Source organism: Propionimicrobium sp. PCR01-08-3 (assembly GCF_030286045.1).
Lineage (GTDB): Bacteria > Actinomycetota > Actinomycetes > Propionibacteriales > Propionibacteriaceae > Brooklawnia.
In genome coordinates, this window is sequence record NZ_CP127390.1 from 1,563,770 (window position 1) to 1,577,927 (window position 14,158).

At 63.5% G+C, this 14,158-nt stretch carries 14 protein-coding genes; 5 read left to right on the forward strand and 9 right to left on the reverse strand.

Annotation, left to right across the window (positions count from 1 at the left end; translation table 11 throughout):
* Window positions 1-101 precede the first annotated feature (101 nt).
* Complete coding sequence (locus tag QQ658_RS07125; RefSeq protein ID WP_286026954.1) at window positions 102-1,424, forward strand: M20/M25/M40 family metallo-hydrolase; 1,323 nt, start codon at window positions 102-104, stop codon at window positions 1,422-1,424.
* 10 nt (window positions 1,425-1,434) lie between these two features.
* On the opposite strand, the gene QQ658_RS07130 is transcribed toward QQ658_RS07125, so the two are convergent.
* Window positions 1,435-1,899: a cold-shock protein gene (locus QQ658_RS07130; RefSeq protein ID WP_286026955.1), complete on the reverse strand. Its 465-nt coding sequence runs from the start codon at window positions 1,897-1,899 to the stop codon at window positions 1,435-1,437.
* A 40-nt stretch (window positions 1,900-1,939) separates the two neighbouring features.
* Between QQ658_RS07130 and QQ658_RS07135 the strand changes: the two genes are divergently transcribed.
* Complete coding sequence (locus QQ658_RS07135) at window positions 1,940-2,620, forward strand: GPP34 family phosphoprotein (RefSeq protein ID WP_286026956.1); 681 nt, start codon at window positions 1,940-1,942, stop codon at window positions 2,618-2,620.
* Window positions 2,621-2,727: 107 nt separating this feature from the next.
* Here the strand turns inward: QQ658_RS07135 and QQ658_RS07140 are convergent, their stop codons facing one another.
* The 5 genes from QQ658_RS07140 to QQ658_RS07160 are packed head-to-tail and all read right to left on the reverse strand — an operon-like array spanning window position 2,728 to window position 8,218.
* Window positions 2,728-3,666, reverse strand: coding sequence for a uroporphyrinogen decarboxylase family protein (locus QQ658_RS07140; protein WP_286026957.1), 939 nt, complete (start codon window positions 3,664-3,666; stop codon window positions 2,728-2,730).
* On the reverse strand, window positions 3,663-4,406 hold the full coding sequence (locus tag QQ658_RS07145; protein WP_286026958.1) for an ABC transporter ATP-binding protein: 744 nt from the start codon (window positions 4,404-4,406) through the stop codon (window positions 3,663-3,665). The genes QQ658_RS07140 and QQ658_RS07145 overlap by 4 nt, the downstream gene beginning before the upstream one ends.
* The gene (locus QQ658_RS07150; protein ID WP_286026959.1) at window positions 4,399-5,259 is read right to left on the reverse strand and encodes an ABC transporter ATP-binding protein; all 861 of its coding nucleotides are present in this window, start codon (window positions 5,257-5,259) and stop codon (window positions 4,399-4,401) included. Before QQ658_RS07150 ends, QQ658_RS07145 begins: the two co-directional genes overlap by 8 nt.
* Window positions 5,256-7,076, reverse strand: a complete 1,821-nt coding sequence (locus tag QQ658_RS07155; protein ID WP_286026960.1) for an ABC transporter permease — start codon at window positions 7,074-7,076, stop codon at window positions 5,256-5,258. The genes QQ658_RS07150 and QQ658_RS07155 overlap by 4 nt, the downstream gene beginning before the upstream one ends.
* Window positions 7,073-8,218, reverse strand: coding sequence for an ABC transporter substrate-binding protein (locus tag QQ658_RS07160; protein ID WP_286026961.1), 1,146 nt, complete (start codon window positions 8,216-8,218; stop codon window positions 7,073-7,075). Before QQ658_RS07160 ends, QQ658_RS07155 begins: the two co-directional genes overlap by 4 nt.
* Before the next feature lie 533 nt (window positions 8,219-8,751).
* Here QQ658_RS07160 and QQ658_RS07165 point away from each other — a divergent pair.
* The gene (locus tag QQ658_RS07165; protein WP_286026962.1) at window positions 8,752-9,366 is read left to right on the forward strand and encodes a GOLPH3/VPS74 family protein; all 615 of its coding nucleotides are present in this window, start codon (window positions 8,752-8,754) and stop codon (window positions 9,364-9,366) included.
* Between the two features lie 201 nt (window positions 9,367-9,567).
* Here QQ658_RS07165 and tsaA read toward each other — a convergent pair whose 3' ends face one another.
* The 3 genes from tsaA to QQ658_RS07180 all read right to left on the reverse strand — a co-directional run bounded on the left by tsaA (window position 9,568) and on the right by QQ658_RS07180 (window position 11,685).
* Window positions 9,568-10,245, reverse strand: a complete 678-nt coding sequence (gene tsaA / locus QQ658_RS07170; protein ID WP_286026963.1) for a tRNA (N6-threonylcarbamoyladenosine(37)-N6)-methyltransferase TrmO — start codon at window positions 10,243-10,245, stop codon at window positions 9,568-9,570.
* Window positions 10,242-10,883 carry a hypothetical protein gene (locus tag QQ658_RS07175; protein ID WP_286026964.1) on the reverse strand — a complete coding sequence of 214 codons (642 nt, stop codon included), beginning with the start codon at window positions 10,881-10,883 and terminating at the stop codon, window positions 10,242-10,244. Before QQ658_RS07175 ends, tsaA begins: the two co-directional genes overlap by 4 nt.
* Window positions 10,884-10,959: 76 nt before the next feature.
* Window positions 10,960-11,685: a PIG-L deacetylase family protein gene (locus tag QQ658_RS07180; protein WP_286026965.1), complete on the reverse strand. Its 726-nt coding sequence runs from the start codon at window positions 11,683-11,685 to the stop codon at window positions 10,960-10,962.
* Window positions 11,686-11,780: 95 nt separating this feature from the next.
* On the opposite strand from QQ658_RS07180, the gene QQ658_RS07185 reads away from it, so the two are divergent.
* Window positions 11,781-13,271 carry a DUF1846 domain-containing protein gene (locus QQ658_RS07185; protein ID WP_286026966.1) on the forward strand — a complete coding sequence of 497 codons (1,491 nt, stop codon included), beginning with the start codon at window positions 11,781-11,783 and terminating at the stop codon, window positions 13,269-13,271.
* Window positions 13,272-13,537: 266 nt separating this feature from the next.
* Window positions 13,538-14,137, forward strand: coding sequence for a hypothetical protein (locus tag QQ658_RS07190; RefSeq protein ID WP_286026967.1), 600 nt, complete (start codon window positions 13,538-13,540; stop codon window positions 14,135-14,137).
* The last annotated feature ends 21 nt before the right edge of the window (window positions 14,138-14,158 follow it).

Consider the following 14,158-nt stretch of genomic DNA (forward strand, 5'->3'; position numbering starts at 1 on the left):
GGAGCCGATTTCGGGCGCGGCAATCTCGAAGCCGTCACCACCCGCCTCCATGTACCCGAATCATCCGCCTGATCCGGTCGGAAGTGTGCAAGGCTTGACCGGTGAGCGATTGGACCGAACTTGAATCCGAGGCCGTGCGCATCACGCGCGAGTTAATCCGCATCGATACCTCCAACTTTGGCGATGGATCGGGGCCGACCGAACGTCCGGCGGCCGACTATGTGGTCGGCCTGCTGCGCGAGGTCGGCCTCGATCCTGTCTTGTTCGAGTCCGCTCCCGGACGGGCGAGCGTCGTCGTCCGGATCGCCGGCGCCGACTCGCAGCGTGGGGGACTGGTGGTGCACGGTCACCTTGATGTGGTGCCGGCAAATGCGTCCGATTGGAGCGTCGATCCGTTCTCGGCCGACGAGCGCGACGACATGATCTGGGGACGCGGCGCCGTCGACATGAAGTCGATGGACGGTATGATGCTCGCCAACCTGCGCCGGATGGCACGCGAAAACATCGTGCCGCCGCGTGACTTGGTCTTCGCCTTCTTCGCGGACGAGGAGCAGGGCGGCCGGATGGGATCGGAGTGGATGGTCACGAACCACCCGGAGCTGTTTGACGGGTGCGCCGAGGCAATCAGTGAGGTGGGCGGCTATTCGATCACCTTGCCGGTCGCGGGTTCGGACGAGAAGCGAAGGGCGTATCTGCTGCAGACCGCCGAGAAGGGTTATGCCTGGGTACATCTGCGGGCGCTCGGACGGGCGGGCCACGGCTCGCTGCCTAACGATGAGAACGCGATCGTCCGGCTGGCGGAGGCGATCACCCGGATCGACCAGCACGAGTGGCCGATCGAATACGTGGCCAGCGTGCAGGCGCTGTTCGATGAGGTTCACGAAATCACCGGTGCCTCACCACGCGATGACCTGGAGGGTTTCCTCGACCTGATGGGCGGGGGCAGAGCCTTCGTGGCGGGGACGCTGCGCGATTCGGCGAACTTCACCAGGCTCGACGCGGGCTACAAGAACAATGTGATTCCCGGCGAGGCGACCGCGCACATCGACTGCCGTTTCCTGCCCGGGCACCAGGATGAACTGCTCGACACCATCCGCTCATTGGCCGGGCCACAGATCGAACTGATCGTCGATCAGCTGGGCATTTCACTGGACGCGCCGCGCGAGTCGGAGTTCGTGGACAAGATGCACCAAGCGATTCTCGCTGAGGATCCGGGTGCCGAGTTGCTGCCGTATTGCCTGTCGGCGGGCACCGACAACAAGTGGCTGAACACGCTCGGCATCCAGGGCTACGGCTTCGTGCCGCTGCAGTTGCCCGAAGATCTCAACTTCGCCCTGCTCTTCCACGGTGTGGACGAACGCGTCCCGGTGGACGCCGTCAAGTTCGGTGCCAGGGTCCTGCGCCAGTTACTGGAGGACTGCTGATACCCGCCGCTTAGTTGTCGTCGCTCAGCCGTCCCTCGTTTTGTGCCGCCGGCCACCACTTGGATTCCAAGCTGAAGGACGCGTGGTGCCCATCCGAGGTCCCATCGATTTCTACCCGCAACCGCTCGAGTCGCACTTCATCAAGCGTTATGTCATCAGGCACGATTCCTACGAGCCTGTCGAGCTGCGCAATCCTGTTCTCGAGAGGATCGGATGATTCATCCGGTATGCGCTCGACCGGATATATATCCGCGGTGATCCAGGCGAAGCCGGGTGCCTCGGTATTCGTGGCCTCCGGGTCTCTGGCGAGCAAGGTCATCGCAACCCTTTCACCGGGGATCAGATTTCTGAACCCGGTGATGCCGCGGATCGTGGAGTAGTGCGCCCACACCGGCTCGCCGTCGTCCATGACGATCGTGCCGTAGCCGCGCTCGCCGTCCCAGGAATCGACCACACCAGCCACCATTTTGCGCATGCACTCACCCTACTTCCTTGTGCCTGACTAGGCTCGGCGCATGGAGCCCATTGAGAATCTCGGACACCAGATCGTCTTGCTCGCCATTGATTCGGCGAGCGGTGCACTGCGCAAATCATCGAAGCTGGGCTCGACAGTCGCGACCGCGGTATTGGCAGAGCTCGTGTTGCAGGAGCGTGTGCGCCGGGTGCCGCCGACGCGCGTGACGCCGTCGAGAAAGATACAGGTCCGGGACTCGAGGCCCACCGATGAGCCGATGGTCGATGCCATGTTGGCCGACTTGACCGGGCGTCCTGATCGAGACCCGCGCCTGATCATCAAGGAGCCTCGCGATACCTACCGCGATCTGGCGATTCAAGAACTTCTGAGCAACGGCTGGCTGGCGCTCGTCTCATCGTCCAGACTCTCTGTCAACCGGTACCGGTTGCCAGATGACGACCGAGTCAACGTTGCTCGCAGACTTGCGCTGCAGGGATTCAACGACCCGAAAGGATCGCCGACCAGAGCCGCATACCTGGCAGGAATGGCCTCGGTCACCGGACTCGATTCCGAGATCGCTCCGGATCTGCGTTTCTTCGGTAGACGCAAGGCACGCTCCGAATTAATCGACAGATTTTGGCTTCTCGACGAATTGCAGGCAAGGTTCTCCGCCAACACGGCCGTGTTGGTGACAGCCCCGGCGTCCCGGCAATTCGGTGGACTCGCGCCCGACAAGCGATGACAGCACAACCGTCACCGATGTAGAGGGTCGAAGGCGTCCGGCGAGAGGCATGGTGAGCGCGGCCTGCCCAGTGGCCGCGCCCACCATTGGGGTGGGGTCCCTGAAACTCAGTCCAGGGGCAGATCGACCGACTCCCGCAGCGCCTTCAGCACCAGCGGAGAGCCGTCGGAGTGCAGCGTGCAGTTCGGCGCGACGATCAGCCTGTCGTCCGCGGCTTTGCGCGCCGCCAGAATCTCGTCGCGGGCCTTGCGGGGCGTCCAGTAAAGGCTGTTGATCTCGTCCATGCCGACCATCGGCACCCAGCCATACTTGGGTTGCGTCTCTTCGATCGTGGGACGAGACACCTTGTCAGACCAGTTCAAAACCTCGAACGGATAGTTGCCGAGCAGGTCGGGGTCGGCGCCTTCACCATGCAGATGACCGATCCGCACCAGCCCCTCAGCGGCCTGTAGCACCTGGATGTCGTAGGGTTCGATCCACTCGTGGAACTGCTCATGGCTCAGCCCGAAACTGGTCGGATCGGTGCTCGCGCCGTTGATCGCCAGAAACAACCCGTCCACCCCGAGACCGGCGAGAGATGCGGCGTATTTCGCCAAGGCACCCGCCACCCGGGCGGTCGTGCGATGGGCCAGCGCCGGATCGGCCTTGAAGTAGTCGATCACCGTCTCGCCGAGCGCCCGTACCAGCGTTTGCGTGGGGGAGAAGATGGTGTCGATGATCGCGGCCTCCGGGGCCTTGGCCCGGATGATCTGCAACACCTCGGCCTGTTTCTTCAAATTCGGCAACGACGCCGACGGGTCCGGCACGACATCGTCCAACTGGGCGGGGTCGGTGATCTCTTCCAGGCCCTCGGGCACCTGTAACCGGAAGTCGTCCATCACCTTGATAAAGTCCCAGTCGTACTGGTGGTAGAAGCGCAGATGAGCCTCGGCCGCCTGCTCGGGCGTCCAATAGCTCGACCCGTAGTGAATCCATGCACCTACCGGTGGACGATCGGTCTGCTCGCCGCGTGCGGCCTTCAGGAATCGTTCGCGCTTGGTGGTCATGCGTGTTCTCCGTTCTCGATTGTCTTGCCCAGGTAGGCCTCCTGGACTCGTGGATTGTTGAGCAATTCGGCGGCCGGTCCTTCGAGCACCAATTGGCCGGTGGCCAGCACGTATCCGTAGTGGGCGATCGACAAGGCGAGTTCTGCCTGCTGCTCGACCATCAGCACAGCAACGCCCAGCTCGGAATTGAGCGTGGCGATGGTGGCCAGCACCTCGTCGACCAGCCTGGGGGACAGCCCCATGGTCGGCTCGTCCATGCAGATCAGCCGGGGCCTGCTCATCAGCGCCCGGGCGAAAGCCAGCATCTGCTGCTCGCCTCCCGACAACGTTCCGGCGGCCTGCAGGCGGCGCTCGGCGAGTCTGGGAAACCGCTCGTATTGCGCCTGCAGGTCTTCGCGGATCCGCGACCGGTCGGTCTGGGTGTAGGCACCCATGATCAGGTTGTCCTCGACGGTCATCGGGCCGAAGACTCTTCTGGCTTCGGGGACCGATGCAATACCGGACGCGACCCGCCTTGGTGTGTGCCAGGTCGAGATATCCTGGCCCGCCCACACCACCTCACCGGCTGCGGGTTTGACCAGGCCGAGAATGGTCTTCATCGTGGTCGATTTGCCGGATGCGTTGCCGCCCAGCAGGGAGACGATCTGGCCGGGCGGCACCGCGAGATTGATGTGATCGAGCGCCTTGGCCGCGCCGTAGTTCACGTCGATGCCGCGCAGTTCGAGTAGGGTCTCACTCATCGTCTTCTCCCGTGCTCGCGTACCGGCTGCCGAGGTAGGCGTCGATCACCTTCGGGTCTTCTCGTACCTTGGCCGGCGGGCCGGCGGAGATCACCTTCCCCTCGTCCATCACATAGATCCAGTCCGACAGTCTCATCACCAGATCGAGCTTGTGCTCGACCAGCAGAATCGTCTGGCCGGCGGCCTTCAGTTCGAGCAACTGGGCGAGCATCTCGGCGGTCTCGGACTGGTTCATGCCGGCGGTCGGCTCGTCCAACACCAACAGGGTCGGCTCGGCGACCAGGGTGCGGGCGATCTCGGTGCGCCGGCGGTTGGCGTAGCTCAGCGTGTAAGCGAGGTGGTCGCGCCTGGGCCCCAGGCGCTCGGGGAAGCGTCCGATCTGGGCCCCCACCCGCGCCGCGATATTCGCGCGTTCCCGGCGGACCGCGGGCAGCGGAACCAGCGCCGTGACGATTTCGGCCAGCGCCGGCAGCCAGCTCATTAGCGGGTTGCCGGCGAACTGCTTGAACGGCCTGGTCGCGGTCAGCGACAGGTGAGTGCCGACCTCCACGTTCTCGGCGACGCTCAGGTTGCCGAACACCCGGCCGTTCTGGAAGGTGCGGAAGACTCCTGCCTTGGCGACCTGTTCCGGACGCCTGGCGGCGATGGTCTCGCCGTTGATGGCGATCTCACCCTCGTTCGGACGCAGCACTCCGGTGATCAGGTTCAGCGTGGTGGTCTTGCCCGAGCCGTTCGGCCCAATGATCGCGACCGTCTGGCCGCGCCGGACATCGATATCGACGCCGTCGACGGCGCGGAGTCCCGCGAATCGGCGGTGCAGGTTGCGCACCTGCAATACGTAGTCGTCGCTCATGCTGCCTTCCTCGTCCACAGGCCCTGCGGGCGGAACCGGATCATTGCGATCATGATCACGCCGTAGAGCAGGATTCTGACATCGGATGCGATGCGCAGGGCCTCGGGCAGCCCGACCAGCACGATGGCTCCGATCACTGCGCCGAAGGGCGCGTTCATGCCGCCGAGCACCACGATGGTGAGCACCAGGATCGACATCTGGATCGGGAACACGGTCGGGTCGAGATAGTTGTACTGGTGGGCGAGCAGCGAGCCGGCGATGCCGGCGAAGAACGCGGTGATGGCATAGGCCATGATCTTGTAGTCACGGGTGAAGATGCCCAGCGACCTGGCCGCCACCTCGTCGGAGCCGACCGACGATAGCACCGTGCCCAGATGCGATGTGCGGATCGCGATGACCACCGCGAGCGTGATCGCCAGCAGCGCCAGATCGAGCAGATAGCGTTGCTGCGAGGTCAGGAAGACGATGTCGAACAGTTGCGGGGCGGGGATGCCGGTGAGCCCGTAGGCGCCCTGGGTGACCGAATCCCAGTTGCGGATGACGGCCAGCACCACATATCCCAGGGCCAGCGTGGCCAGCGAAATGTAGTGTCCGCCCAGTCTCCAGATCGGCAGCGTGACGACCGTCGCGATCACGGCAGCAATGACACCGGCCAGCAGCAGGCTGACGCCGAATGGCAAGCCGATCCGCATCACCAGCAGCGCGGACGCGTACGCCCCGATCGCCACCGGCGCGGCCTGACCCAAGGACACCTGCCCGGCCGAACCGGCCAGCAGGGTCATCGGCACCGCCATGATCGCGTAGATGATCACCTGGGTGCCCACCGCGCTGGCCACCGGGCCGCCGAACACGGGTACCGCGACGGCGGCCAGTGCGGCGACGATCAGCCAGTGCCACCAGCGCAGTTCGATGGTTCGTCCGGCGCCGAGGAAGGTGCCGGTCATCGGCTCTTGTGTGACGGTGTGTTTGGCGCCGAGCAGCCCGTGCGGCCTGACCAGCAGCACGATGATGAACAGCCCGAAGATGAACAGGTCGCGGAAGCCGTCGCCGAAAGCGTAGACCCCGAGCGCCTCCAGCAGACCGAGCAGCAGGCCGCCGACCACCGCGCCGGTGATCGACCCGAGCCCGCCCACGGCGGCGGCGATGAAGCCGACCGTGCCGGTGAACGAAGCCGAGATCGGCGAGATGACGCCGGCGAACATGCCGTAGAAGATGCCGCCGATTCCGCCGAGCAGGCTGGCCAGCAGGAACGAGAGATTCTGCACCCGCGCGACCGGCACGCCCATCTGGGCTGCCGCGTCCGGGTCGGCGGCGGTGGCCCGGATCGCGCGGCCGTTGCGTCCCAACTTCAGGTAGGCCCACAGGCCGGTCATGGCGACGATGGTGAAGCCGAACGACACCAGATCACTGGTGCCGAGGCTGACGCCGCCCAGCCGAAGGTTGCCGGTGGCGAGCGGCTCGGGGAAAGCTCTGGTTTCGCTGCCGAAAACGATCTGGCTGAGGTTGTCGAGGATCATGGACGCCGCGAAGGTTGCCAGCAGGGCGGCGATCGGTGGGGCGGACAGCAGCGGGCGGACCGCGCTGATATTGATGAGATAGCCGATGATGGATGCGACCAGCGCCACGGCCGCGAGCGAGACCCACCAGGGCCAGCCGAGCACTCCCATGAACCACCAGCCGAGCATCGCCCCCAGCCCCACGATGGAGCCCTGGGCGAAGTTGACCACATTGGTCACGCCGAAGATCAGGGAGATGCCCACGGCGACGAGTGCATAAACGTTGCCGTGGACCAATCCCGAGATGATGGTGTCGATCATGACTGCGGATACAAGGCCACGTAGGCGCCATCCTGGACGACGACCGGCACGGTCGGGACGTCGTTCGGTCGGCGGTTGTCGGCGAAGGTGAACTCGCCGAACTGCACGCTGTCGAAGGAGTCTCCCGACGCCAGGCCTTCGTAGATTCCCTCGCGGGTGGCCCCACCCTTCTGGGCGGCCTGGACGAGTACGTTGAGCGCGTCATAGGCGTAGGCCGAGAAGGTGCTGGGTTCGTGACCGTACTTGTCTTCGAACTTGGCGTAGAAGTCGGTGACCCTGGGGGCGGTGTTGCCGACCAGCAGATTCTCGTTGATGATCGTTCCCTCGGCGGCCTCTCCGGCCGACTCCAAGAACTCGGGAGTGTTCTGGCCGCCGTAGAAGGTGCCCTCGTAGCCGAGTTCGCGGACCTGCCGCACCACCCGGGCACCGTCTGCCGCGTACCCGATATGGACGATGGCGTCCGGCTCGGCGTCGCGCGCCTTGATCAGCACCGGACGGTAGTCCTCGGAGTCGGGCTGGATGGCCGACTCGTAGACGATCTCGGCACCCTGAGCCTCGGCCTCGGCCTTGAACAGGTCGAAGGACGACTTGCCCCAGTCGGACTGGATGTAGACGATCGACAGCTTGGTGTGATCCTTGGTCACCTCGTCGGCGCTGAGCTTCTGGTAGTACTCCTGGGTCAGGCTGGTCGTCCACATGTGGTCGCCGCCGTCGGTGAATTGCGGATTCGAGTTGGTGAATCCGAATTGGACGAGCCCGGCCTGCTGGTAGGTGGCCGAGGCGGCCATCGAGGCACCCGAGCTGAAGTCACCGAGTTCGGCGATGATCGAATCGTCGGCCACGAATTTCTGTGCGATCGGCACCGACTGCTTCGGGTCGGATTGCGAATCCTCCCATTTCAGGGCGAGTTGCTTGCCGTCGATGCCGCCGGCAGCATTCACTTCTTCGAGGGCGAGGTCGAAACCTTCTTGCCAGTAGGTGCCTTGCTCGGCGCTGGCGCCGGTCTGAGGGCCGGATACGCCGAAATAGATGGTGTCCGAATCCGACCCGGACGATCCGGATCCCGAGTCAGCGCCGCAGGCGCTCAACAAGGTGATCGAGGCCACTGCGACCGCTGTTAATCGCCGAATGTTCTTATGCATGATGAATTCTCCAGATATCTGGGCATGGTGGAGATACTGCTGATGAATGGTGATCCAATAATTCTTAAATGGTGATTTAAGAAGAGAAATGCCGGCCCGCGGACCTACGGGTGATCAGTGGGGGCAATCGACCCTGGTGTGGGGACGCCCAAGAACGGCTATCGCACGAAGGCGATCAGCGCATACAGCAGAGACAACACATGGCCGGGCGAGGCGTGACCGAAGGGGTCAGGTTCGCTTGCGTGTTCATGGTGTCTCCCATTGTTCAGTCAATCCGAACCCGCGGATCTCGCTTGATACGACGTATCCTTGAGCCGGATGAATTCTGAAATGAATATATGCCAGCCATTAAAATCAGGCAAATCGCATTCAGCATTCGGACGATTTCGTAACAAACCAGCAATGTCTGCACGATCGTTGAGGTCGCGATGCCAGGGCCGGGCTTGCCGTCCTGGTGAGGGCGCCGGTGCCCCGGCAATTCGGTGGTCTCACATCCGACAAGCGATGATGCGATCCACCTCTAGGCTTTGGTCATGGAGTTCTTTGCAAACCTGACGCATCAGATGGCTCTGCTGGCCATCGACCCGCGCAACGGCCGCGTCCGTGACTTGGGGCACGCTCGCTTGGCGGCCACCGGTACTACGTTGGCGGAGCTCGCCATGCAGGAACGGGTCACGCTGATCGACAAGAAGGTTCAGGTGCGTGACCTGCGTCCGACCGGCGACCCGTTGGTGGACGCTCTGTTGCGGGTTCTTGCAACTCATGGCGACCGTAAGCCGGTTCGGATCATTCAAGGCGGCGGGAAGTTCTATCTCGATCAGTCGCTGGACGATCTGACCAGCGCAGGCTGGGTAGTGAAGACACCGGGCAGCGGGCTTCGTGGCGACCGGTATCGCATCGTCAACGGCGAGGCGTTGAACTCAGCCAGGGATCTCGCTGTCACCGCGCTGTACGATCCCGTGCAGGCCTCCCCGCGCGCGGTCTGCCTAGGCGGACTCGCGGTCGAACTGCGCCTCGGAAAGACTTTGGCCTTCGACATCGGCTGGCGGCAACGCGCCAAGGCGCAGAAAGTGCTGTGCCAACGAGACTGGGTGGTGAAGGCGGTGCATGACCTGATCGCCTCCGAGGCCGCTGCTGCGTCGGCATAAGGCCCGCCAAAGCCTCGGCCTCAATTCGAGCCGAGCCACCGGCAAGCGATCAGTCCCGGTCGCCATCGAACCAGGACAGTCCTTGAACGAGTCTCATCGCCGTGTTGACGCGGAGACGATCGCCATGCGAATCAAACCGGTCCGGTTACAACCATCTGGACGGCTCTTGCGTCGCACATCTTGGACGGCGCAAGTTCCCAATCACGTCATCGTCTCGATGCTCACAACGGTGAGGACTCCACCCGCCACCTGGAACCTCACGTTGAGGCCGGCGAAGCTCATTCCGTAGACGCGTTCGGGGTCGGTTTGGTAAGCCGGACGCGGATTCTCTGCCAACACACCCAGCAATCCGTCGCGTAGCTCAGCGGGTACCTGGTTCAGCAGCTCGTCCGGGATCTCGACCCGGACGCGGTAGTCCCCGCCCCGTGCGGTGAACCCCAAGGCAGCGTCTTCGTGCATGTCGGCACCGATATAGGGCTTGATGTCCAAGATCGGAGTGCCATTCATCAGGTCGGCGCCGCCCACGACCAAGGTGGGTCCAAACGTGGGGGAGTGCTCGACACCGAGCAGCCGCACCGACGACAGCCCGATCGGGTTCGGACGAAAAGGGGAGCGGGTCGCGAACACTCCGAGCCGTTGCTCACCGCCGAGCCGGGGCGGGCGCACCATCGGCTTCCAGTCGTCGCGGCGGGCGGCGGAGAACTCCCAGATCAGCCAGATGTGGCTGAACTCTTCGATGCCGCGGATCGCGTCCGGGTTGCGGAAATGCGGTTCGAAGACCACCGCGGCTTGAAGCTCCGGCACCAGGCCGGCTTGCCGGGGGATGCCGAATTTGGCGGGGAAGTCGCTGCGGATATGGGCGATGGGCTTCATCGTCATAGCAGCTGGGTGGCGGGATTGATGGTGTAGTCGGCCATGAAGTCGAAGACGCCGCGCAAGGCGACCCGGTCGTCGTCGTGGTAGTAGTCGCGCTGGGCGGCCGGAAAGTCCGCCCACTCGCCGTCGAATTCGAATGCCCAGGTGAACATGTTCTCCGGTTCGTCGGCCACCGCGAACAGCGCGCCGAAACCATATTTTTCGCGCACCTGGAGGATGCGCCGCCAGATGCCGAGAAACTCATCCCACGATCCGACGATCGAATACCGCCGCATCACGGCCAGCGGATGCGCATCGGCCGAGGCGTCGAGGTGGCTCAGATACTCGCCGCGTACCGGGCGGATCTTCACGTTGCGGAACACGTGAGGTGCTTTCAGTGCATCGAGTTCTGCGGTTTCGGGGTCGTCCAGAACGGCCTGATTCCCCGCGTCTGGATCGGCATGCGAGTACAGCCAGGTCAGCTTCGGTTCGGCGTTGGTCTCCAAGAATGCGCGGTGAGTGGTGAAGCCGTGCCGGCGGCGAACCTCGACCTCGCGCCGCCACAGCGGCAGATACCGGTCGAGGTGGTGCGGTTTGATCGCGAAACGGTGCAAGATCAACTGCTCGTCCGGTAGCGGGATGGGGATGATGTCGCCGGTCATGGTCATCGTGTTGCCGGGCTTTCGACTCGAAACGCTCGCTGCGTGCCAACCGCTTTGAGTGAGAGCGCAACCACACTCATAGCTCGATCACCTCGAACGAGACAGCATGCCGCACACCGACTTCGTCGCCCACCGATTTCGCGATGGGTTCCAGAAAGGCCCGCGGATCGCTCATCGTATTCTCGCCCAGCCCGGCCAGATACTCCTGGTGGGCGGCCAGGGACGCGACGCCCGCGTCAAAGCTGTCGGTGACATCCACCCATCCGTTCGCCTGCGGGCTGCCGGATACCAAGATTCGCTTCGCCGACCACGGCTCCAGATGCTCGTCCGAGACGAGTTCGGGAAAGACCCAGCGGTTGGCGGCATCTCGCACACCATCGATCACCGCACGGCCGACCGCGATGTGATCGGCCTGGTTATAGCGTCCGGGCCCGAACTGGTCGTGGTGATTGATCGTGATCACCAGGTCTGGGCGAACTCGGCGTACCGCCCGGGCGATGTCGCACCGCAGATCGAGACCGTAGACGATCATTCCGTCCGGGTAGTCGAGGAACTCGACTTCGTCGACCCCGACCAGCCGGGCCCCGGCGAGTTCTTCTGCCACGCGCAATTCGGCGCAACGGCCCGGATCGATGGCGTCGATGCCCGCCTCGCCGCACGTCGCCAACAAATAGTCGACCTTCTTGCCCTGTCCGGTCCAGCGGGCAATCGCCGAAGCTGCTCCGTATTCCAGATCGTCGGGGTGAGCGACGATGGCCAATGCGGACGAGAAATCCTCCGGCACCACGGTTAGCTCAGTCATGCGTCCACTTTATTGCCGGCGGCTGACGTGCAGGAAGCAGAACCCGGTGGATTTCGGCTAAGATCTGGCCGTTGATGGGTCGGCAGGGGAGGGCAATGCGCGCCGTAGGTTTTGATCGGGACAAGTACATTGCTCTGCAGACCGAGCACATCGTGGCCCGGCGCAATGAATTCGGCGGCAAGCTGTATCTCGAATTCGGTGGCAAGCTGTTCGATGACATGCACGCCTCCCGGGTGCTGCCGGGTTTCACGCCCGACAACAAGATCGTGATGCTCGAGAAGCTCGCCGATGAGGTCGAGGTCGTCATCGTGGTCAGCGCGCTCGATCTCGCCAACAACAAGGTACGCGCCGATCTCGGCATCTCGTACGAGGCCGACGTGTTTCGGCTGGTCGATGCCTTCCGCTCCTATGGGCTTTATGTGAGTTCGGTGGTGATCTCGCATGTCACCGAGTCCAATCCGCAGATCCGCAGCTTCAAGCGCAAGCTGGAGCGCGGCGGCCTCAAGGTCTACAAGCACTACCTCATCAAGGGCTACCCGAACGACGTTCCGCTGGTCGTCAGCGACGACGGATATGGCCGCAACGAGTACATCGAGACCACCCGCGATCTCGTCGTGGTGACCGCACCGGGGCCTGGCAGCGGCAAGATGGCCACCTGTCTTTCGCAGGTCTATCACGACTATAAACGCGGCATCACTTCGGGATATGCCAAGTTCGAGACGTTCCCGATCTGGAACCTGCCGCTCGACCACCCGGTCAACATGGCCTATGAGGCGGCCACCGCCGACCTGGACGACGTCAACATGATCGACCCCTTCCATCTGGCCGCCTACGGCGAGCAGGTGGTCAATTACAACCGCGATGTCGAGGTCTTTCCGGTGCTCAACCGGCTCTTCGAAGAGATCTTGGGCACCTCGCCCTACAAGTCGCCCACAGACATGGGTGTCAACATGGCGGGGCTGTGCATCAGCGACGACGAGGTCTGCCGCGAGGCGTCCAAGCAGGAGATCATCCGGCGGCACTACAAGGCCCTGGTGGCCGAGCGCCGCGACGAGTTGGAGCCCACCCAGTCGGACGCCATCGCGCTTTTGATGAGCTCACTGAAGCTGACCAATGAGGACCGCCCGGTGGTGGCTCCTGCCCTCGAGGTTGCCAAACGCACCAAGAATCCGGCGTCGGCCATCGAGTTGGCCGACGGACGCATCATCACCGGCAAGACGTCCCCGCTGTTGGGTGCGTGTTCGGCGATGCTGCTGGACGCGTTGAAGGCGCTCGCCGGGATCGACGAAGACATCAAACTGCTGTCCCCGGAGACCATCGAACCGATCCAAACTCTCAAGACCAAGCATCTGGGCAGCCACAATCCGAGGTTGCACACCGACGAGGTGCTGATCGCGCTGTCGGTGAGCGCGAATTCGGACGACAACGCCCGCCGCGCGCTGGCCGAGCTCTCCGGCTTACGAGGCTGCGATGTACATTCCAGCGTGATCCTGGGTTCGGTGGACGAAGGGATCTTCCGCAATCTGGGCGTCCAGGTGACCTGCGAGCCGGTCTATCAGTCGAAGTCGCTGTACAAGAAGCGCTGAGTGGCCCATCTGGTCGTTCAGCCGCTAGCCATAAGTCCGGCCGCTCACCGTCGGCTCCGGATGCTCGCCGTCTCGTACGATGCTCGCCATAAGAGAGTTCGCTGCTGTTGCAACGCGAGCCGTCTAGTTTTCAGTAGGCCGCCTGCACGACGGCGAGCGGCTCGCCGGGTCGACGGCGACACCTTGGGCCGAACCACTGTTCGCCTCGTGGCACGGCCGGGGACCCGCGGAGCGCAAATGCTAACGTCTGGCGCTGGAGGCTGAGGATGAACGAATGGGTTTATGAGGTCGATCTGCCGATGGGCGCGCTTGTCAAGCGGCATCTGCAGTTGACGACCAGTTGGGTGACCTTCAACGGCAAATCGATGGCCGTGGCCGATATCTGGTCGATCTCGATCCAGGTCACCCGGCATTTCACCAACGGCATCCCGACCCAGACCACCTACCAGGTGAAGCTCGGAGATGCCAACGGCAGAGATTTCAAACTGAACTGGTCATTTGGCTCCCTGCAGAAGAAGGCCACCAAAGAACTGTGCGAACAGGCCTACCGGACGCTGATCGACATGCTGGCCGATCAGGCCGGCCCACGCATCATCGGTTGGCTGGTCAATCAGCCGATGCCGTTCAAGCTCGGGCCGCTCGAGTTCTCGGCCGACGGCATCGACGTCTCCGGCCTGCTCAGCGCCAAACGTGCGCCGTGGCCGTCCATCACCCGGGTGGCGATGGAGCAGGGCAATTACAACGTGTTTTACGTCAATGAGAACGGCAAGGAAGCCCGTTTTGCCACCATGTCGCTGATGCTCCCGAACGCCGTCTTCTTGCCCGAGGTGGTCAGCGGGGTGCGCGCCCGCGTGCTCGCGCAGTGAACACCCGCTAGACTCAACGCG